Origin of the sequence: Lacticaseibacillus baoqingensis, assembly GCF_003946165.1 — a bacterium.
Taxonomy (GTDB): Bacteria; Bacillota; Bacilli; order Lactobacillales; family Lactobacillaceae; genus Lacticaseibacillus; species Lacticaseibacillus baoqingensis.
Genome location: NZ_RHOI01000002.1, coordinates 127502 through 148534 on the forward strand (window position 1 = coordinate 127502; position 21033 = coordinate 148534).

The window sequence follows — 21033 nt, forward strand, 5'->3', positions numbered from 1 at the left end:
ATCATGATCCTCACCAGCCGTGAACAGCAGATCATTAAGTTGCTTTTGACGCAGCCAGAAGGCGTTAGCCGCGATGAGTTGACTAAACAACTCAACGTCAGCCGCCGGACGATCTACCGCGAACTGTCACAACTCGAAAACGATATCCAAACGCTAGGATTGCAACTCACCAAAAGCCCTCATGGCGCCTACCAGATCCTAGGGGATGACGCGGCGTTGGATACTTTGCGCACCAACTTGACGCCGGATGCCCCGGATGTGGCGTTTGACCCATCGCAACGCCAAAACGCGTTGTTGATCCGGCTGTTGAATAGTCGCGTGCCGGTGACGATGAGTGACTTGGCTGAGGAGCTGGCCGTGAGTTTGACCACGATCAAGCAAGATCTCGACTTGATCACGCCGGCGTTGACGACTTCACATCTGGTCTTGAACCGGCGCAAAGCCACCGGCATTTGGGTCAGCGGTAATGAAGCCGACATCCGTCGCGTACTGGTAGGGATCTTCGCAAGCGCGTTGAATCCCTACTTGTTCTTTCAAGCGTTAAAAGGCGCAGCAGCGACCACTGCATTTGATCCGGTGACGAGCTATTTTTACCAACAGTTATCGCAAAACGAACTGCAAGCGGCCAATGCGGTGTTCACCAAAAGCAATAGCCTCACGACGTTTAGTGATAACCAGCGCAAGATGCTGTTGTTAACCGTGACGGTGCACGCCATGCGGGTGTTAGCCGGGTATCACGTCCCGTCGATCCGCAACTTTAATCAAGAGCGGTTGTTTCAAGATCAACAGTTGGCTTTGCAGTTTTTCGCCGAGATGAACACGGCGGTGCGCCAACAGGTGCGCGTCGGTGATTACCAGTTCTTGGCGATCCAGCTGAATGTGATCCGCGGCGGATTAGTCGGCGAGCGTGTCGACCAATTCGACTTGACGGTCAACTTGCAAGTGCAAGCCTTGATCCGTGCCGTTGAAGCACAAGTTGATTATCCGTTTTCGACCGATCACAAGCTGTATGCGGCGTTATTGGCACATGTGCAGCGCTCGACGGCGGGGACGCTGGCACCAGTGCTGGCCAATCCCGTGCTGGATCACTTGGCGATGGATTATCCCAAGTTGTACCAAGCCGTTAAAAATGCGGCAGATCAAGTCTTTGGAATCAATGCCTTTGTCGGCAATGAATTGGCTTATCTGGTGTTGTACTTTGCATCAAAGGTCAATGGCGGGGATGTTCAACTCGCCGCCAAGGTCTTGTTGATCACCAGCGACGGTCCAGGCACCGGTGGGCTGATCACGACCCGGCTAAAAGCCGCGGTGCCAATGATCCAAAGCGTAGACAGCGTACGGATCAGTGATCTCACCAACGTCGACTTCAGTCAATATGCGTTGATCTTATCGACGGAACAATTACCTGGGTTTGATCATCAATATCTGGTGATCAGTCCCTTGCTGCAAGATACTGAGTTGGCCGAGGTGCGCCGGCACTTAAAGCAAGCGCATCAGTCAGTGGCAAACGGCGAAGTCAAACATTCGCTGGATAAATCGGTGACCTTGTTTGAAACCTTAAAACAAACCGTTGATGCCGCTGCCGCCTTGCTGGATGGGTTTGAGACCTATGACGTCACAACGCCGGCAACGGATATCGGGCAGGCATTAGGCGAGCTCTTGATGATGATCCCCAAAGTCGTCACGAATGTTGAAGCAGTGTTATCAGCCTTGCTGAAACGCTTGGATCTGGCGCCGGTGGGAATCCCGCAAACGCATATGGCGTTGATCCATACTGCCAATACCGGGATCAGCAAACCATTTATTGGGATCTTTGATCTGAATACCCCCGTGGCACTTGCGGCGATGGATATGAAGACCATTAAACTCAGGCGGGTGGTGTTGCTGCTGACGCCGGCAAACACACCAGAATCGACGATGCAACTGCTGTCGGCAGTGTCTGGAATGATGGTGCAAGATGATATGCTGCTGCGGAATTTTGAAACTGGCAACTATAGTCAGATCTATCAATTGATCACAGAAGCTTTTCTAACTGAAATACAAAAAATCGATCGAAGGTGACTAGAATGAAGGCACTAGATGTCAAAACCATCGCGTTAGGTCAAAAGGCCAAAACGAAGGAAGAAGCGATTCGCCAAGTCGGCCAACTCTTAGTCGATAACGGTAACGTTGAGCCGGAATATATTGACTCGATGATCGCGCGTAATCGGGACGTGTCCGTGTACATGGGCAACTTCATCGCGATCCCGCATGGTCAAGAAGACGGTATGAAATATATCAAGAAAACAGGGATCGCGATCGCGCAATACCCGTGGGGCGTTGATTTTTCTGACGACCCAGCAGAAGAAAACTTGGTCACCGTGGTGTTCGGCATTGCCGGCTTGAACGGTGAACATTTACAGCTTTTGTCGCAGATCGCGCTATATTGCAGCGATGTTGAAAATGTCCAAAAACTTGCCGATGCCCAGTCGGCACAGGAAGTTATTAACTTATTGAAAGAGGTTGAGTAACGTGGAAGCAGTACATTTTGGTGCAGGTAATATTGGTCGCGGGTTCATTGGGGAAACGCTGGCTGCTAACGGCTTCAAGATCAATTTCGTCGATGTGAATGAAACCATCATCGACGCCTTGAACCAACGCGGTGAATATACGATCACCTTAGCCGCTCCTGGCGAAGGTAAGATCCATGTTGAAAACGTGGATGGGATCAACAACGGCAAGGATCCAGAGGCCGTTGTCAAAGCGATCGCGCAAGCCGATTTGGTCACCACCGCCATTGGCCCAAAGATCTTGCCGTTCATTGCCCCGCTGATCGCGCAAGGTATTGAAGCGCGCCAAGCTGCTGGTTCAAAGGCCCCGATCGATGTGGTCGCTTGCGAAAACATGATCGGCGGTTCCCAGTTCTTGAAGGAACAAGTTTATGACAAATTGGCCGACGGCGCCAAGGCGTATGCGGATGAATATATTGGCTTCCCTAACGCTGCGGTTGACCGGATCGTGCCGATCCAACACCATGATGATCCTTTGGCAGTCTCTGTTGAAGACTTCAAGGAATGGGTCATCGATGAAAGCCAAATGAAGAATGCGGCAGTTAAGTTGGATTCTGTCCACTATGTCCCAGACTTGGAACCATACATCGAACGCAAGCTGTTTTCTGTGAATACCGGTCATGCTACCACGGCTTATACCGGCAAGTACTTGGGTTACACCACGATCGGTGATGCGGTTAAGGATGAGAAGGTCTTGAAGCAGGCTGAAGGGGCTTTGGCAGAAACACGCAGCCTCTTGTTAGCAGAATTCAGCAACTTCACTGAAGACGACTTGGCCAAGTACCAAGCTTCTGTAGTCAACCGCTTCAAAAACCCGTATATCTCCGATGATATTTCTCGCGTTGCGCGCACTCCGATCCGCAAGCTGGGCTTCAACGAACGCTTCATTCGCCCGATCCGCGAACTCAAGGCGCATAATCTCAGCTACAAGACCTTGCTTGATACCGTGGGCATGATCTTCCGCTATGATGAACCTAACGATGATGAATCCGTTAAGTTGCAAGCACTCTTGAAGGAAAAGCCATTAGTTGACGTGATCAAAGAAGTCACCAGCTTGAAAGACGAAGATTTGATCGCTGAGATTAAAGCCAGCGTCGAAAGCAAGTAACCAAAATAAATCATTCCTACACGCAAACAGGCGTCCTCGTGAGAGGACGCCTGTTTCGTTTGCCTATGATCAAACTGATGCATGCATGGCACTGAAGTAAGGTTGGATGAATTTGGCGATGTGGTCGCGGTAGGCTTGCGGATCGACCCAGTAGCTTTCGGCGTGGATCGCGTTGGGCACCAGCCATAGTGCTTTAGGGCCGGCGCTGGCAGCAAAGTTTTGCTGACCCATCCAAGTCGGCACGTACACGTCTTTTTGCCCATGGATCACCAACAGCGGCCGCTGATTGCGGTGCAAGGCGGCTTCGACATCCACAGCACTGATGAAAAAGCCCAGCCGGCGGTAGTTGATAAAACTTGCTAGTGGCACTAATGGGCGCTTAGGCAGATGAAAAAGTTCGTGGATCAAGTAGGATAATTCATCATCTAAGCTGGTGTACCCACAATCTTCGACGATGGCTTTGACTTGTTGCGGCAACGTGGGTTCGCCAGCAACCAAGCTGACGGTGGCGCCGCCCATGCTGGTGCCAAACAACAACAGTTCGCAATCTGTACCGAGATAGTGCACCATTTTTTGCAGCCACTTGAGGTAATCTAGCCGGTCTAACCAGCCGAAACTGATATAAGTGCCATCAGATTGTCCATGGCCGCGGTCATCTGGCAAAAGTACGGAAAAGCCCAGATCGTAAAACATATGCGCGTAGTTGCTCATCGTGATGCCAGTGCCTTTGTACCCATGCCCGATGATCACCGCTTGCTTGCTATGAGGATGTTCCAGCCATAATGCGGCTAGATGCTGGTCATCTGCGGTATCAAGATGCCAGACAGCCGGCCGTTGCGATGCGACCCAATCGACATGGCGATAGTAATCAGTGGCGTATTTTTGCATGGCATCACTGGCATCAGGGACGTAGTTGATCCGCTTGAAGGCATAAGTGTAGAGTTTTTCTGCGGCAGCGAGGGTGCCGGCAGTCAATAATAGCGGCGCAGTCGCGCCGAAAAGTCGACTTTTTTTCAAATTATCAGTCCTTTGGTTCGGGGTCGTCAGTGAGGTAGAGTTGACGCAAGTCAGTGAGGTCACCTGCGGAAAAATGCAGCTGCTTTTGCAAGTAGTTTGGCCAGTCGCCATATTCTTTGGCGATCAGCCGGGAAACGGCATCATAGTTGCTGGTTTCAGCTTGGTGGGCGTTCATTTGGTTGACGAAATGATCAGCACCGTGGCGCAAGTCCGCTTGGGCCATTTGCTCAGGGGCTTCCAACACCAAATTCGTCAGCAAATAATCTTCACGCATGACCGGTGCGCTAACGCCAAGCGCACCTTGGATCATCATCGCGGCAATACCGGTGCGGTCTTTGCCGGCGGTGCAGTGAAATAATAAGCTGGTGTCTGGCTGGGTATTGCGCAATAACAGCGCGATCAGCTGCTGATAGGCGGCATTGGCGTGGCTATCTGTCAGCATTTGGCCATAGGTATTGGCCATTATGGTTTCAAGATCGTTGTCACCGCGGAGTTTATCCCGCAAGCGTTTGAACAAGCTTGGCCGGTCAACGAAAGGGTAAACGGGCAACTGTTGGTAGCGGATCGCTTGAGGGATCCGATCAGGGCGAGTTTGGGTCTCGTTGTCACTGCGAAAATCCACGTCGAAGCGGACGCCATAAGCGACCAATGCCTGGCCGTCAGCAGGTTCAAGATAGCCTAACGTGCCAGAGCGCAAAAGTTTGCGCCAAGCCAAATAGCGGCCGTCTTCGGTGGGATAGCCGCCGAGTTCGCGCAGATTGATCGCATGAGGAATGGGTAATAATCGTTCGGGTCGCATGCTAAAACCTCCATTGTTGCCCTCATTATACACGAATCTCGACCGTAAAATGTTTTCACACTGCCGTAAATTGCGTATAATAAAGGCATCATAAGTCAACAATAAGGAGAAATCATGGCGGGACTGAAACTATTTTCATTGAACGGGAACAAACCGTTGGCACAACGGATCGCAGCAGAGCTGGGGATGCCACTGTCACCAGCATCTGTGAAGCATTTTGCTGACGGGGAGATTCAGATCGACTTGGATGACTCTGTGCGTGGTGCAGACGTCTATGTGATCCAGCCGGTGTCTGACCCGGTCAACGAAAACTTCATGGAGTTAATGATCATGATCGATGCCTTGCGGCGAGCAAGTGCACATCATATCAATGTGGTCGTGCCTTATTATGGTTATGCACGGGCGGATCGCAAGGCCCGTTCGCGTGAACCGATCACGGCGAAGCTGGTGGCTAATCTCTTACAAATGGATGGCATCGACCGGATCGTGACCGTCGATCTGCACGCCGATCAGCTGCAAGGCTTCTTCGATGTTCCCGTTGATCACCTCAAGACGGTGGCCTTGTTTGGCCGGTATTTCCGCAATCTGAAGCTGGGTGCAGAAACCGTCGTGGTGGCGCCTGATCATAGCGGGACCAAGCATGCGCGGCAGTTGGCGGAGTTGTTAGGTTTGCCGATCGCGATTGTGGATAAGCGCGACGTGAATGGTGCTGCCGGGGTGATCGGGAATGTTACCGGCAAGCATGCGATCATCGTCGATGATATGATCGACACTGGAACGCGGGTCAGCGAGTCGGTTGGGGCCTTACAAGATGCTGGGGCAAAAGATATCTATGCGGCAGCCACGCATGCCGTTTTGTCGCGTGGCGCGGCGACACGGTTAGGCAAGCTGCCATTGAAGCAGATCGTGTTGACAGATACCATCGAAATGCCTGCTGAAAAGCGGCTGCCAAACATGCAGATCTTGTCTGTTGGGCCGATGATCGGCCAAGCGATCGAATTGATCGCGACGAATCAGTCGATCCACCCGCTGTTTGATCTGGATTAAAATGACCGCGAAAAACCGGCTGCGGCCGGTTTTTTTTGCCCAAAAGTCTTGCGTCAGTAGGGGTTGCATGCTATGATATTTAAGTCGTTAAGCGACATATCACATGGGTGGTTAGCTCAGCTGGCAGAGCAACGGACTCTTAATCCGTGGGTCCAGGGTTCGATCCCCTGACCACCCATCAGAGGTTTACCAAATAGGTGTTGATCGTGATTCATTTAGCGGTCAGCACCTATTTTTTGCGCTGAAGTTGCCTGCCTATTGGTGGTGCAGACAAAAACCCCAAGTCAACACTTGGGAAGCGGGACATTTCGAAGGTTGAAGGTGGACTGATCAACGATCGATCATCCCCTGGTACACGACCAAAGCGGAGTACCTGTTTAAAGCCGAGAACCTGCAGTTTGACCTAGGTCATTCATACGCCATCGTCGACCAGTCCGGCTCTGGCGAGACAACGATGGTTTCGCTATTAGCTGGGCTGGACACACCTAAGGCTGGCACGATCAAAATTGACGGCCAAGACATCACCGAGATCGGCTTGACCAACTACCGCCGGCGCAAAGTCAGCGTCGTTTTTCAGGCGTTTAATTTGTTCAACTACATGTCGCCTTAGAAAATCTGATGACTGCCATGGCCATCACCAAAGCGAAGCGTGCAGGTAATCAAGGCTGAATTGTAAGCTGATCAGCTATCGAGGCTGAGACACAACGCGGTTTTGTCATGGGTGTTGTTTTGCAGAATGCGGATAGACATGATGTCTTGGTCACATCAAAGACGCGATGGCAAAAAAGCAGGCGCAAACGCGCCTGCTTTTCGGTAGCTAATGAGCGGTTATTGGTATTGTGCACGTTGGCCGCCGATGTATTTAGGCCGTGAGCGCAATGCCGTGACATGGGCGCTGCCAAGTGTGTCAAGCGTGGGGCGAACAGGGACTTGCACGAACTTGACGTGCATGCCAATACTGGTGTCGCCGATATCGATACCGGCTTCAGCTTGGATGTGTTCCACCTCGACAGGTTCGTCAAAATGCTTAAAGGCCGCCATTGAACAAGATCCGCCGGCGTGTAAAGCCGGAACCACATTGACGATCTCATAGCCGCGCGCGATTGCCACGCGCCGCTCGAGCGCGCACGCTCGGTTGATGTGTTCGCAACCTTGAACGGCCAAGTCGATGCCTTGCGGACGCAACACGTCCAATAGTGTCGTCACGATCCAGTCGCCGACTTCAGGATTGGACGCCTTGCCGATCTTGCCGCCAACCACTTCGCTGGTGGTACAACCAAGCACAAATAAATCGCCTTGATGCAACTTGGCGGCGGCTAAGACGTCGTCGATGATTTGGTGCAACTGCGTTTGCAGCGTTTCTTTTGCAAGCATGTGATCACCTCTGCCGCTATTGTACCGCAGACAAGTGACCCGTACCAAAACTGCAACTTCTTGCAAGTTTGGGTGAATCAATTGTTCAACTCCGAGCATCGTGTTATAACACAGTAGAAAGCGCTTTCTTAATAGTGCTTGCAGGGTTGGCTGCCCGATAAGTTGGTTACTGACAGATCGCCACGATTCGTAGATCATGCAAACGAGAGGTGGCTAATGTCATGGACAAGACAAAGGTTATGAGGATTGCAAATGCACAAGAGACCCCGGTAAAAAGTTCGCGGTTACCATTACGACAGTTGATCAAGAAAATCGGACCCAGTATAATCCTTACCGGGATCGTATTAGGGCCAGGATCGATCACTACCGCAGCTATGTTAGGGTCTAGTTATGGTTATTCGATGTTGTGGTTGCTGTTGCCGATCGCGTTTATGGGCATTGCGTTTATGATGACGACGTATCGCGTCACCGTGATGACTGGGATGCCGACGATCGCTGCGATCCGCCATTATTATGGGAAGTGGCCGGCGATCTTAGTGGGGGTAACGACATTTTTATCCTGTCTCTTCTTTACGATCGGCAATATTTCTGGGACTGGTGCCGGTGTGAGTTTGATCTTTGGGATCGACTGGCGCTTAGGGGCCTTGATCATGATCGCGATCATGTTGTACTGCTATTTTTCTAAAGGCGTTTATGGCAAAGTGGAAAAAATCTCTGGCATCTGTGTGCTGGCGATGATCGCAGCGTTTTATGCGACGCTAGTGGCCACTGGCGGCCCGGATTGGGGCCAAGTCGGTCATGGGCTGACCACTTTTTCCGCGCCAGCCGGCAGTTTAGTGGCTGCGTTGGGCTTTATTGCCACGAGCTGCTCGATCACGGCCAGCATGTACGGGACGTATCTTGGCGGTGAGAAAAAATGGCGCAAAGAAGATTACTTCAATGGCGCAATGATCACCGATGCGGTTTCACACGTCTTTGAAGTGGTGTTGATCAGTGGCGCGATCGTCTTAGTCGGCGCCATCGTGTTGAACCCGATGCACGCCAAAATTGCCTCCAGCAGCGACTTGGCTGCGCTGATCAAACCTGTGATGGGGAATGCGGCGAACATCGTCATGGGGGTCGCATTATTAGGCGCTGGGTTTGCTGCATTGTTAGGCAACACCCAACGGGGCATGGTCTTTTTGAATGCCGGTTTTGGCAAGTCAACGGCGTTAGAGTCGCGCAGCATTCGCTATGGATCTTTGGGGATCTTGGTGGCAGCGGCGATCGTGGCCTTTCTTTATGGCGGCTCCCCAGTGCAGTTGATTTACATCGCCAACGTTGCGACTTCCATTTCGACGCCAGTCGCCGGCTTCTTCATTTGTTTATTGATCTTCCGCAAAGAAGTCAATCAAGAACAAGGCTATCGCCCACCACGGTTGTTGCAAGCCGCGATGGTAGTCAGTTATCTGTTCAATATTGTGTTGATCATTTTCGCATTTTGATTTTAGTGAGGCTCAGACACAAAGAGGTTTTAGCTTCAGACGCAAGCGCCTTGAGGCTGCGATTCGTTTTTTAGAATCGCGGTTTCAAGGCGTTTTTGTTGTTAGGCATGGGTTTGAATTCGGGCCCTGGTCTTTTTTTGATGTTATTCGCTGGTAAACCAAGGGGAGTTGCCAGGCACCAAAAGTTTTCTGCAAAGGATTGCAGAAAACCGGCGAAATGACCTGATAAAAACAACTTTATGCAGGTACTCGTCAAATCGTTGTATACGCTTTCTTTTGATGATATAAAATACTTGTCGATAGCGAAGGACATTCGCTTTCAGCGCGCGCATTCTATTTTAATCAATCAATGAGGAGTGAAGACTTATGAGTAAGACCAAAACTTTCAACACGATTTTCCCTGCGATCTCTGTCCCGTTCAATGCCGATGAGACGATCAATGAACCGTTGTTGCGTAAGTATGTGAAGTGGCTGGCTTCTTTTGATGAGATCCAAGGATTGGTTGCCAATGGGCATACCGGCGAAGTGACCGGCTTGACGCGCGCAGAACGCAAGCGTGTCGTTGAGATCTGTGCCGATGAAGTCGGCGATGAATTGACCATTGTGTCTGGGATCAACTGTGAAAACACCAATGGCGCCATCGCCATGGCCCGCGACGCCAAAGAAGCCGGTGCAGATGCGATCTTACTGATGCCGCCGCATATGTGGCTGCGGTTTGGGATGAACCCAGCAGCCCCATTCCAATTTGTCAAAGATGTGGCTGAAGGCGCGGATATCGATATCATTATTCACCTTTATCCTGCAACGACCAAAGCCTTTTATCCAGTGGAAACCCTGGCGAAGATGTATAACGAGATCGAGCATGTGAAGTGCATCAAGATGGGGACACGTGTCACTGCGATTTATGAACATGACATTCGCTACTTACGGGAAAACTGCCCAGGGATCTCTTTGATCACTTGCCATGATGAAACTTTGTGCACGTCTTGGTTCCCAAAGATGGATGGGGCCTTGATCGGGTTTGCCGGCTGCGTGCCAGAAATCATTACTGCCGCTTGGAAAGATTACAAAGCCAACGCCCCGATCGATACCTTGCGGGAACATGCGGATAAGATCTATTACATTTCTCAAGCGATTTATGGCGGCGGCCAACCTTCTGGCGAAGCCCATGCCCGCTTGAAAGAAGCCCTGGTACAACGGGGGATCTTTGATAATGGCTTAATGCGCAAACCAGTATTGCCATTAGATCAATCGCAAAAAGATTGGATCAAGGCTGGCCTTGAAAAGAGTGGTGTGGGTAAAGTGCAACTGTAGGTGATCTGTGCACCAACTTATCAATAGCCCAGGTATCTTACCTGATAAAACGACAGGCGCCCCAAACGGGGACTGTCGTTTTTGTTTGGTGATAATAGATAATCATTTAGAATACGTTTACAATAAGGAGTATAATAACGCCAAACGATTGGCGAAAGTGAGGCATTAACATGGCAACTTTGAAGGATGTGGCAGCGTTGGCCCACGTTGACGTGAGTACGGTTTCTCGGGCTTTGAACAATAAAGCTTACGTCCATCCAGAAACCAAACGACGGATCTTAAAAGCAGTCAAGCAACTGGGGTATGCCCCTAATTTGGTGGCAAAGAGTTTGCGGCAAGGTAAGCGGCATACGATCGGGGTGGTGGTACCGAGTATCAATATCTCGATTTTCGGTGAGATCGTCCAAGGGATGGAAGAACAAGCCCGCAATTTAGGCTATAGCATCTTGATCAGCAATACGATGGATGATCCTCAAATCGAGCGTGAATGCTTAGCACGGATGCGCACAGGTTTAGTGGATGGGATCGTGATCGCGTCGACCGGCGAGAACATGCGGTTGTTAGCCGATATTGCCAGTGAAAATATTGCGATCATCCAAATCGTTCGCAACCAAAGCCCACAATTTGATTGTGTCGCCGCCGACTATTATGAATGCGGGTATGAAGCGACCCAGTATTTAGTTAAGCTCGGTTGTCGCCATATCGGCTTGATCAATGGCCATGGGCACATTCGCCCGTATGAAGAGCGTTATCAAGGCTACAAAAAAGCGCTCGCCAAAGCGCATTTGCAAGAATACGTCGTTGCGGCGTCCAAAGACGGCAGTCAATATTTTGAAGATGGTTATCAAGCGACCAAGGAATTATTGAAGATGGTCCCCAGCCTTGACGCGATCATGGTGGCCACTGATCTGCAAGCACTCGGCGTGATCCGCGCAGTCAAAAAAGCGGGGTTAAGCGTGCCGGAAGATGTGCGCATCATCAGTTTGACCGGCCACCCGGTGGGGGCGACTTTGGAAACAGCGATGACGTCGATGCAAGTGCCATCGCGTGAAATGGGGGAATGTGCCACTAAGCTGATGATCGAAAGGATCGAAAGCGAAGACCATAGTGCCATCCGCCATCAACAGATCGTGTTCCAAACCATGTTGATGACGCGAGAAACGACGTGATGATTTGGGGCTAGAGACTGAGTGAAGGTCCACCGCTGGCGCCATGACGGTTCAAAAACCGCATGGGAAAATGTTAGCGGAGGGATGAAAATGAAAAAGATCATCAGTTTTTGTTTGATTGTGGGCCTAATGATCGGCGGCGGGTGCGTCGCAGCCAAATGGGCGACAGCCAATTCGGCTAGTGACGCCGCAGCGCTCGTGGATGCGATCAATCCGCTGGTCCCGACGCAAACCGTCTATGTCAAAACCTGTGCGCCACAGCAAGTAGATGCGCATGGGACTGCCACCTATCAGCAATCGGCGTATGCAGCCGACGGGCACACGCGGCCGATCGTTTTCACGGGGATGCGGGTACTCAAACAAGGTCATTATCTGGCGCTGACCACCAAAGGCGCTTATGTCAAAACTTATACTGAGGTGGCGAAGCGAGACATCCCCACTCCGGTATTAAATGTGATCGATCGGCATTGATCGTATTTCCCGGGAAATTATAAAAAAATATTGCATCCGCCTGGGCACTCATGATATACTTCTAGAGTTGTCAAAAGGCAATGCAGTATGGGTGGTTAGCTCAGCTGGCAGAGCAACGGACTCTTAATCCGTGGGTCCAGGGTTCGATCCCCTGACCACCCATCACAGTAACCGGCGCCCCTAATGGGGACGCCGGTTTTTTGTTTTATTGGTGTGGCGGTATAATTAAGCCAAAAAAGGAGCTGCGTTTGGTTATGCCTACCCCCAATACGAAACAAGTGCTTGCTGCGACTTTGAAACAGTTGATGAAAACCACCAGCCTTGATCACATCACCATTGATAAGCTAGCAGTTGCGGCGCATATCAACCGCAACACTTTCTATTATCACTTCGATGACATTCATTCGTTGTTGGCGTGGGTGTATGAACGCGACGTGGTGACTGCGTTGAAACAGCGCAGCGACATTCAGCATTGGCAAGCCGCTTATCAGCTGATGCTGACATATATTGCAGCGAACCAACAGTTGTGCTTGAACACCTTTCATTCCTTAAATCGTGATGTGTTAGATGACCTCTTATATCGCCATGCAGCAGAAATGGTGGATTTGGTCGTGACCAGTATCGATTCCCAGACGCCGATACGTGTACGGATGGCGATCACCGATTTTTATGGGTGGGCGATTACGGCGCAAGTGACGCAGTGGTTGGCGTCAGAGCTAGCAGAAACCCAGGAATCCATGATCCGCAAGGCGGAGTTGATGATGGACGGCACGCTTGCGCATATCATTGCGCGAGGCAAAACAGACCCGTATTTTGGTCGGCGCGAGTGAAGCCTCACGCTTTTTTTTGGACAAAAAGACGAGATTGACTAAAGCTTTCGTATGGATGACAGCGGTACCATAAACTTGGATCCAACGAAAGGAATGATAAAAATGAAGAAATTCCTAGTTTGTACAACCGTTGTGATCGGGATCGCAGCGGCAGCGGGTTATTATACCGCCAAAAAGATGGCGTTGTTTGTCACTGACGAACACGATTATGACGAGTTTGAGGCTTAATGATTTGGAGGCAGGCACATGATTAAACAAAAAGCGGTGATGATCGGGGCTGGCTTGGCCAATATGGCCGCGGCAGTGTACCTGATCCAAGAAGGCCATTGGGATGGATCAGCGATCACGTTTTATTCATTGGATGCACATGGCTCCAATGACGGCGCGGTGACCGCTGACACGACTGACGAGTATTGGAATCAGTTCCATCCATTGGCCAACACCAAAGGTTACGTGGCCCGTGGCGGGCGGATGCTGAATTACCGCACCTATGTGGATTTGATGGATCTGCTGAGCCGGATCCCGTCAGCGACTGAGCCGAACATGACGGCGGCTGAAGATACCTATGATTTTGACGCCAAGCACCCAACTTTTGACAAAGCCCGCTTGTTACAAGGCGGCAAAGGAATCCTTGATGCCGGTAAATTAGGCTTGGATAACAAAGATCGCCTGTTGTTGACGAAGTTGGTGATGATGCCGGACAGCGAAGAAGAGACGTTAGATAATGTGTCGATCGCAGCATATTTCAAAGAGTCTCCGCATATGTTCCAAACTAATTTCTGGTATATGTGGGAAACGACTTTTGCCTTTCGGACCCAAAGCTCGGCTCAGGAATTGCGCCGGTATATGCATATGATGATCTACGAATTCACGCAGATCGAACACCTGGTGGGGGTCAACCGGACGCGATATAACCAGTTTGAATCGATCATGCTGCCGCTGATCGATTATCTCAAAGCGCAAGGCGTTAAGATCATCTTAGACAAACGGGTGACTGCGATGCAGTTTAAGGATACGACCATGGGCGATGAGATCACGGTCACCGGCTTGACGATGCTCGATACGCAAACTGACGAAGAAGAACATGTATCGATCCCTGAAGATACTGCGGTGATCTTTACGAATGGGTCGATCACCGACTCGGCGACGCAAGGAGACATGGATCATGCGGCACCGGAAAACCCAGATTACGGCGCGGCAGCCGGCTTGTGGAAGCAAGTTGCCAGTCGATTTTATAACCTCGGCCACCCGGATAAGTTCTTTGCCGATCGCGATGCGTCAGAATGGATCTCGTTTACCTTGACGTCTAAAGATCATCTGCTGCTCAATGAGATTGCCCGCATCACGACACAAGTGCCAGGCAATGCCTTGAATTCATTTTTGTCCACGCAAGCGATCACGCCGTTGGGCCAACAAGATGTTAACATGTCGATCGTAGTGCACCATCAGCCGCATTTCACCACCCAAAAGCCGAATGAAACCGTATTGTGGGGATACTGCTTATATCCCCGGCGGCGCGGTGAATTTATCGATAAGCCTTATATTGCCATGACTGGCCGGGAAATGGCTGAAGAGCTGATCGGCCAATTGTCCAAGGTCGATCCCGGGCCGGTCAATATCATGACCAAAAAAGCGGCGATCATGGATGCAATCGTCAATAATATCCCGGTTTATATGCCATATGCTTCCGCATTGTTCAACAACCGTGCCAAGGCGGATCGGCCTAAAGTGATCCCGGCACATGCGACTAACCTCGCATTCACTGGGGAGTTTGTTGAGCAGCCTTTCCAAATGATTTTCACGGAACAATCCGCGGTGCGTTCTGGGGAGATTGCTGCTTATCATTTTGCCGGTATTCCAATGCGTAAATTAGTGAAAACACCGCGGTATGATAAGGATCTTAAGACTTTAGTCAAAGCCACTAAGAAAATGTTTTCATAGCTCAATAATGCCCCTGTAAGATGGTTCTAGGATCGTCTTGCAGGGCATTTTTTTTGCGACTGGGTGAGCGCACCGTTTTGTGGTGACAATATTTCATAATCTTAATATTAACTATTTCCCAAATAAAGTGCATAAGTGTTATCGCCTGGTTTATTTACACCAAATTGTACATAGGATTTTTATAAATGTTGAGTTATTTTATTTTTAATTATTTGTACAATTAAGGTAACAGTGATTGAAATCGTGTTTGGAGGAGATTTCATGGGAAAAAAGCAAATTAGGATCGGTACACAAAAGACGCGTTTTCGGATGTATAAAGCCAAGCATCAATGGGTAATCGCCGGTGCGACGGTGATCACCATGGCGGCGTTAGGATTTGCCAAGCCACAAGTGGCTAAAGCGGCGGCGCCAACACCAGATGAGCAAGAGGCAGTGACTGATGTCGCACCAACTACTAACAGCACCACTTTAAAAACAATCACTCGGACGATTCATTATGTTGACGCGACGGGGCAAACCATTGCGCCAGCGACGGTGCAAACTGCGCATTTTGCCTCAAACGACGCCGGTAAAACTTGGCAGCAAACGGATGACCAAGCTGGTTTTGCGGCAATCTCTTTGACTAGTATCAATGGCCTGACCCCTGATTCGGCGCAAGTGCCAGCAGCTGCAGTTACCGCTGATACAACCAACAGTGACGTGACCGTGCATTATTCATCGGCGGCACCGGCGCCAACGTCGACCACGCAGACAACGCCGACCCCCGCAACACCGGCGCCTGCCGCCGCACTGACCAATGACACAACGACGCCTGTTTCCGATTCAACTGCGGACACAACTGGCAAGACTGCCAGCGCTAATGATACGACTGCTACCCAAGCGACGCCAACGTCGACGACTCAAGCAGCACCTGCAGCAAAGCAGGTACCGATCGTGGGCTACAAGTCTTTGCATGGCACCGCAACCATGACTGTTAACAAACAAACCAGCATTGAAGAATCTTATAGCCGCCTGACCGGGTCTTCGATCACCAAGCCTGATACTGGGACTAAGGATAAAGACACTTTGTCGATCGCAGCCGCTAACTTAGTCAAAGGGGATACCTTGGTGATCACGCTGCCTAACTTTAAGGCGTTCGACTCCACGCCTAATTTGACAGGTGCGACAAAAGCGCAACAAGGCAACGTCGTGACCTATACGGTGACGGCAGATTCGTTGACGACCGTTGGTTTTGATATGCAGATCAAAGCGGCAAATTGGCCGGATAAGACCAAATTGGTTTATCAAGACAATGCAACAGTGGCTGTCGATGGTAACATTACCGGGCAAGTGGCCATGAAAGCCACCTATCGCTTGGCGGATTTTGGCGACTATAAATTGTTGAAACAGTCAAACACCGGTGATTATGCGGGTACTAGCGGTCTGCACAGCAACGTTCAAGTTGGCGATGATTTTGTGCGCGGTGTCGATATCAGTTATGAATATGGGCTCACCACGGCGGATTATAAGCATCTCACGATCACTGTGCCGGTACCGGCGACTTACCAATTGGATGAGGCACTCACACAGCAGTTCAATATCCCGCGGACGCCTAGTTTTAATTATGGTGATGATCAAAATTCTGTTTGGCAAGTGACCCAAGCAGCAGTGGGCGCACCAGTCGTAATGACGCTTGATATGGCGGCATCACCAGCAACAGCACGAATCGATCGGGCTGTCTATTTTGCCGGTAAGTTTGTCAGCGGTGACGGGCTGCAAACGGCATCGGCGCCTGCTTCAGTAGATGGTGCGACGCTTTATGGGGATATCAAAGGCACGTTTGACACCTTCAAAGAAACCATCGTCAGTGGGACACCAGTCGATTATCAGCTCAACGACGTCGTAACCAATTATGTGGGACCAACAGATGTCGGGACCTATAATGTCATGGACTCTTCGTGGTTGTTGATGAATGTAACTAAAGCGACGAAAGACCCGGTCAATGTGACCTTCAAGGTGCCGGCAAATATGATCGGTACTGGGGTGAAAATTGCCAGCAATAGCGCTGCAGATGCAATCTATGGCTTGGCGGCGACCTTAACGGCTTATGACGCCAGTGGAACAGTGGTCGGTACGACTGCTTTGAGCAGTCTGGCGCGTGACAGCAGTGGTAATTATGTATGGGTCCCAGAAACTAATGCGACGATCGCTAGTTTTACTGTGAACTTCACGTCATTGCCGAACACGTCTTATTCACAAATCAAATTAGCCCCGATTTTAGCGGTAGCAACGGCACCTAATGGCACGCAGACCTATACGATCCCGACAACATCTGAAATTGGCACGACGGTGAAGAATATCTTGAATTATCAAGTCAACGTCACTGATTCACATGCCATTGTGAAGGGGACGCCTCACTTGGATGCGCCGAATATCAATATCTACCAAGCCGGCGGGACATTGAATGCTGCATTTGGTGGCGGGGCCTTCGGGTTTTATCCATTCGATAATGGCAACCAAACGACTTATGTGATCTTGGATCAAGCGTCGGTTTACTTCATACCATTGCTAGATCACGCGACCTTTGTTTCCATCGATAAATTTGCGGACAATGCTACTGAAGTGACGGTTAATGGACATCGGTATCTGCGCATCGACGTACCGGCTGGTTATGGGGTCAATACGTCTAAAAATGGTAAGTACAACACCAATCCAACTCTTAGTCCTATCAAAATCAACATGATTGCAAATGCAGACGTTACGCCGGATACCCAGATCAAGATGGGGGATGCCACACAAGAACCAGTATTCATGGGTATTAGTGACGGTAATATTGATGAAGCGACTTGGCAAGCTTATGGTGGCCGGATCTGGACACTTGACGAAGTTCGCGCGGCTGGTTATGGCGATATTGCTGACTCACTGGCTGCCGCAGGCTTTACCAAGGCGTATTTAGACCGGACTGCCCGGCAAGGCAACCTATCTAGTGGCAAGGGCTATCCAATCACTGCCCCAACTGAGTTGATGCTCAGCACTGGGGTGAAGGCTGATAGCGAAGACACTTATGTTAGCGGTGATGACCAAACCGCCAGCTTCTATCCTGACGCTGACGAGTTGACAGGGACGATCCGTGAATATATCTATAACGGCGGGACTAACAATCAGCTCGATTATCACGGCTTGATCACTTTGCCTAAGAAAGCCGATGGGGATGCTTATTCACTAGCGCTCACTGGCCCTATCACTGTGCCAGCAGGTGTCAGTGTGCAATACAGTACGCAAAAGATCACCGGGACTGCTGGCCAAGCGCTGTCTGATGCGCAACTTGCGACCTTCGCCGATGGCAGTACGATCAGTGATTGGACGACGGTCAAGAGTGTGCTATTCATCGTGCCAACGCTTGCAAATAAGGGTTCTGTCAATGTTGAAATGCCGATCAAGGTGATGGATAACTCAAGTGATGCAGCTACCGCCCAGGCAACGGCATTCAACTACACTAAAGCACAAGATGGGATGATCCTTGGTGCCCAAACAACCGCTTTGAATACACGGGTGGCACCATCTCAACGGGTCATCACGATTAAGTACCAAGATATTGATGAGAATACGTTAGCGGCTGATCGGACGGTGAAAGCTGACGCGGGGACTCATCTGACTATTAAGCCGCTGATGATCACCGGCTACAAGACGCCAGTCGCAGATATTGATTATACTGTCACGCCAGTTGCTGCTCAAACAGTGATCTTCACCTATGTGCAAACGAAGATGAATGTCACGGTCAACTTTATCAATGTGCTGACCGGCACAGCTGCCAAAGGCCCAGTGCAGCTCACCGGTTATATCGGCGATCCCTTACCGCTCACGGAAGATACGTATACTCAAATCACCGGTTACACGGCCATGCCCGATAATGCGAAGGCCTATACGATCTCAACGGCGCAAGTGCAAAATATTAATTTGTACTTCACGCCGCAATCCATGCCTTTTACCGTAAATTTTGTCGAAGATAGTAATCATGCGCACGTGTTGGCACCGGCCCAGACACTGACTGGGATCGTCGGGTATCAGTATCCGGTGGTTGCAGCAACAGTTAGCGGCTACACGCCGACTAAGGCTAGCGACAACTTGACGCTAACGGCGACTCAAAATCAGTACACCTTCTACTACAAAGCAGATCCGCAAACCTTAACACTTAAGTTTGTGGATACGAATGATCAACCTTTGCATGCTGATATGACAGTCAATACGACCACTAACGCAAAGCCTGATCTGAAAGCCGTCGTTAATACAGTGACGATTCCAGGCTATACCCGCCAAACACCTGATGATGCGCTCAATGTTACTACGACAGTCGACAGTAAAGGTAAACTCGTTAACCCGGTAATCAAGGTCGTTTATCAAGCCGCACCGATCACGATCAAGGTTCATTATGTTGATAATTTGTCAGGCCAAGATATCGTCACACCTGATGAGATCACCAAGAATTATGGTGAGGCATTTACCGCCACAGCCAAAACGTATACGCCAGGAGCCCCAGAAAATATGCGGTTTGCCGGCTACACGCTGATGGATACCGATCCAAGTGTTTCTGGCACGATGGCTGAAGATACCGCTGATATCACGTTCCATTATCAGGCTAATGTGCAAGTCGGCGAAACTGATAAAACCGCGTTAGTCGTCGATTATGTCGATGCAGCCACGGGGACCTCGTTACAAGACGCACACACAGATTCAGGTAAGCCAGGGGAGACGTTTACCGTCACTGCCCCGACTTTTGACGGGTATTCCTTGAGTGGTAATGAGACAGTTACTGACACTTATCAAGGTAGTTTGATGCATATTACCTTTAATTACCTTCCAACTCAGATGACCCAAAAGAGTACCTTGACGGTCCACTATATTAACGCGGTGACTGGGGAGAAGATGCAAGCCGATAAGGTCACCACTGGCGCGCAAGGGACTGCCTTCACAGAGACGGCGCCAGCAATGTTTGCCGGATATTGGCTGCAAGGTGATAGCACCGTTAGCGGGACTTACCAAGGCAGCGCAATGTCGCTGACCTTCAATTATTTGCCAGCCGGTGAAGTGGTTGATGATGCAGCCACACCAGCAACGTTGACGGTCCACTATGTCAACGTAGTGACTGGCGATCCGATCCAGGCGGACAAAGTCACAACTGGTGATCAAGGCACTGCCTTTACAGAGACGGCACCGACAATTGCCGGGTATCGCCTGCAAGGTGATAGCTCGGTCAGCGGGACTTACGTCGGCAACGAGAAGACGTTAACGTTCAGTTATTTGCCAGATGGTCAAGTGGTTGATGATACAGCCACACCAGCAACATTGACGGTCCACTATGTCAACGTAGTGACTGGTGATCCGATCCAGGCGGACAAAGTCACAACTGGTGATCAAGGCACTGCCTTTACAGAGACGGCACCGGCAATTGCCGGTTATCGATTGCAAGGGGATAGCTCGGTCAGCGGGACTTACGTCGGCAACGAGAAGACGTTAACGTTCAGTTATTTGCCAGATGGTCAAGTGGTTGATGACACTGAAATTCCAACAACGTTGACGGTTCACTATGTCAACGTGTTAACGGGCGATCCGATCCAGGCGGACAAAGTCACAACTGGTGCTCAAGGTACTGCCTTTACAGAGACGGCACCGACAATTGCCGGTTACAGAATCCAAGGTGAGGACACTGCCAGCGGGACATACGTCGGCAACGAGAAGACGTTAACGTTTAGCTATTTACCAGATGGTCAAGTGGTTGATGATACAGCCACGCCAACAACGTTGACGGTCCATTATGTCAACGCAGTGACTGGCGATTCGATCCAGGCGGACAAGGTCACAACTGGTGCTCAAGGGACTGCCTTTACGGAAACGGCACCGGCAATTGCCGGTTATCGCCTGCAAGGGGATAGCTCTGTCAGCGGGACATACGT

Annotated in this window: 16 protein-coding genes and 2 tRNA genes; 15 read left to right on the plus strand and 3 right to left on the minus strand. The window is 50.4% G+C overall.

What is annotated here, in order from left to right; translation table 11 throughout:
- The first annotated feature begins 3 nt into the window (after nucleotides 1-3).
- Genes EKM91_RS01365 through EKM91_RS01375 form a run of 3 tightly spaced genes read left to right on the plus strand, consistent with a single transcriptional unit; the run spans nucleotide 4 to nucleotide 3657 of the window.
- Nucleotides 4-2061, plus strand: coding sequence for a BglG family transcription antiterminator (locus EKM91_RS01365; RefSeq protein WP_125748560.1), 2058 nt, complete (start codon nucleotides 4-6; stop codon nucleotides 2059-2061).
- A gap of 5 nt (nucleotides 2062-2066) precedes the next feature.
- A complete protein-coding gene (locus EKM91_RS01370; RefSeq protein WP_125748563.1) occupies nucleotides 2067-2510 on the plus strand; it encodes a PTS mannitol transporter subunit IIA in 444 nt (147 codons plus the stop codon).
- Nucleotide 2511: 1 nt separating this feature from the next.
- The gene (locus EKM91_RS01375; RefSeq protein ID WP_125748566.1) at nucleotides 2512-3657 is read left to right on the plus strand and encodes a mannitol-1-phosphate 5-dehydrogenase; all 1146 of its coding nucleotides are present in this window, start codon (nucleotides 2512-2514) and stop codon (nucleotides 3655-3657) included.
- Nucleotides 3658-3726: 69 nt separating this feature from the next.
- On the opposite strand, the gene EKM91_RS01380 is transcribed toward EKM91_RS01375, so the two are convergent.
- Together EKM91_RS01380 and EKM91_RS01385 are read right to left on the minus strand one after the other, a co-directional pair.
- A complete protein-coding gene (locus tag EKM91_RS01380) occupies nucleotides 3727-4674 on the minus strand; it encodes an alpha/beta hydrolase (RefSeq protein WP_125748569.1) in 948 nt (315 codons plus the stop codon).
- A gap of 4 nt (nucleotides 4675-4678) precedes the next feature.
- Nucleotides 4679-5473, minus strand: a complete 795-nt coding sequence (locus EKM91_RS01385; protein WP_125748572.1) for a tyrosine-protein phosphatase — start codon at nucleotides 5471-5473, stop codon at nucleotides 4679-4681.
- Nucleotides 5474-5587: 114 nt separating this feature from the next.
- On the opposite strand from EKM91_RS01385, the gene EKM91_RS01390 reads away from it, so the two are divergent.
- The 3 genes from EKM91_RS01390 (at nucleotide 5588) to EKM91_RS01400 (ending at nucleotide 7130) form a co-directional block, all read left to right on the plus strand.
- A complete protein-coding gene (locus EKM91_RS01390) occupies nucleotides 5588-6520 on the plus strand; it encodes a ribose-phosphate diphosphokinase (RefSeq protein ID WP_125748576.1) in 933 nt (310 codons plus the stop codon).
- Between the two features lie 105 nt (nucleotides 6521-6625).
- Nucleotides 6626-6698: transfer RNA gene (locus EKM91_RS01395), tRNA-Lys, on the plus strand.
- Between the two features lie 243 nt (nucleotides 6699-6941).
- A complete protein-coding gene (locus tag EKM91_RS01400; protein ID WP_238475768.1) occupies nucleotides 6942-7130 on the plus strand; it encodes an ATP-binding cassette domain-containing protein in 189 nt (62 codons plus the stop codon).
- Nucleotides 7131-7348: 218 nt separating this feature from the next.
- Here the strand turns inward: EKM91_RS01400 and EKM91_RS01405 are convergent, their stop codons facing one another.
- Entirely contained in the window at nucleotides 7349-7894 is a 546-nt protein-coding gene (locus EKM91_RS01405) for a TIGR01440 family protein (protein WP_125748578.1), read from the minus strand.
- Nucleotides 7895-8193: 299 nt separating this feature from the next.
- On the opposite strand from EKM91_RS01405, the gene EKM91_RS01410 reads away from it, so the two are divergent.
- From EKM91_RS01410 to EKM91_RS01445, 9 genes are all read left to right on the plus strand, one after another.
- Nucleotides 8194-9378: an Nramp family divalent metal transporter gene (locus tag EKM91_RS01410; protein ID WP_225419424.1), complete on the plus strand. Its 1185-nt coding sequence runs from the start codon at nucleotides 8194-8196 to the stop codon at nucleotides 9376-9378.
- 366 nt (nucleotides 9379-9744) lie between these two features.
- Nucleotides 9745-10692, plus strand: coding sequence for a dihydrodipicolinate synthase family protein (locus tag EKM91_RS01415; RefSeq protein ID WP_125748581.1), 948 nt, complete (start codon nucleotides 9745-9747; stop codon nucleotides 10690-10692).
- 170 nt (nucleotides 10693-10862) lie between these two features.
- Nucleotides 10863-11861: a LacI family DNA-binding transcriptional regulator gene (locus tag EKM91_RS01420; protein WP_125748584.1), complete on the plus strand. Its 999-nt coding sequence runs from the start codon at nucleotides 10863-10865 to the stop codon at nucleotides 11859-11861.
- A gap of 90 nt (nucleotides 11862-11951) precedes the next feature.
- Complete coding sequence (locus EKM91_RS01425) at nucleotides 11952-12332, plus strand: YxeA family protein (protein WP_164508411.1); 381 nt, start codon at nucleotides 11952-11954, stop codon at nucleotides 12330-12332.
- Between the two features lie 89 nt (nucleotides 12333-12421).
- Nucleotides 12422-12494, plus strand: a tRNA-Lys gene (locus EKM91_RS01430).
- A 92-nt stretch (nucleotides 12495-12586) separates the two neighbouring features.
- Nucleotides 12587-13162, plus strand: a complete 576-nt coding sequence (locus EKM91_RS01435) for a TetR/AcrR family transcriptional regulator (protein WP_125748591.1) — start codon at nucleotides 12587-12589, stop codon at nucleotides 13160-13162.
- Between the two features lie 102 nt (nucleotides 13163-13264).
- Nucleotides 13265-13390: a methanol dehydrogenase gene (locus EKM91_RS14030; RefSeq protein ID WP_191987978.1), complete on the plus strand. Its 126-nt coding sequence runs from the start codon at nucleotides 13265-13267 to the stop codon at nucleotides 13388-13390.
- Nucleotides 13391-13408: 18 nt separating this feature from the next.
- Entirely contained in the window at nucleotides 13409-15103 is a 1695-nt protein-coding gene (locus EKM91_RS01440; protein ID WP_125748594.1) for an oleate hydratase, read from the plus strand.
- Between the two features lie 261 nt (nucleotides 15104-15364).
- Nucleotides 15365-21033 (plus strand): MucBP domain-containing protein (locus EKM91_RS01445; RefSeq protein WP_164508412.1); only part of this gene is annotated, 5669 nt, incomplete at its 3' end.

What these genes read in the sequence shown, in the direction of transcription:
- EKM91_RS01365 (WP_125748560.1), top strand. Translation starts at nt 4, where the DNA reads ATGATCCTCACCAGCCGTGAACAGCAGATCATTAAGTTGCTTTTGACG.
- EKM91_RS01370 (WP_125748563.1), top strand. Translation starts at nt 2,067, where the DNA reads ATGAAGGCACTAGATGTCAAAACCATCGCGTTAGGTCAAAAGGCCAAA.
- EKM91_RS01385 (WP_125748572.1), bottom strand. Translation starts at nt 5,473, where the DNA reads ATGCGACCCGAACGATTATTACCCATTCCTCATGCGATCAATCTGCGC.
- EKM91_RS01390 (WP_125748576.1), top strand. Translation starts at nt 5,588, where the DNA reads ATGGCGGGACTGAAACTATTTTCATTGAACGGGAACAAACCGTTGGCA.
- EKM91_RS01405 (WP_125748578.1), bottom strand. Translation starts at nt 7,894, where the DNA reads ATGCTTGCAAAAGAAACGCTGCAAACGCAGTTGCACCAAATCATCGAC.
- EKM91_RS01415 (WP_125748581.1), top strand. Translation starts at nt 9,745, where the DNA reads ATGAGTAAGACCAAAACTTTCAACACGATTTTCCCTGCGATCTCTGTC.
- EKM91_RS01420 (WP_125748584.1), top strand. Translation starts at nt 10,863, where the DNA reads ATGGCAACTTTGAAGGATGTGGCAGCGTTGGCCCACGTTGACGTGAGT.
- EKM91_RS01425 (WP_164508411.1), top strand. Translation starts at nt 11,952, where the DNA reads ATGAAAAAGATCATCAGTTTTTGTTTGATTGTGGGCCTAATGATCGGC.
- EKM91_RS01435 (WP_125748591.1), top strand. Translation starts at nt 12,587, where the DNA reads ATGCCTACCCCCAATACGAAACAAGTGCTTGCTGCGACTTTGAAACAG.
- EKM91_RS14030 (WP_191987978.1), top strand. Translation starts at nt 13,265, where the DNA reads ATGAAGAAATTCCTAGTTTGTACAACCGTTGTGATCGGGATCGCAGCG.
- EKM91_RS01440 (WP_125748594.1), top strand. Translation starts at nt 13,409, where the DNA reads ATGATTAAACAAAAAGCGGTGATGATCGGGGCTGGCTTGGCCAATATG.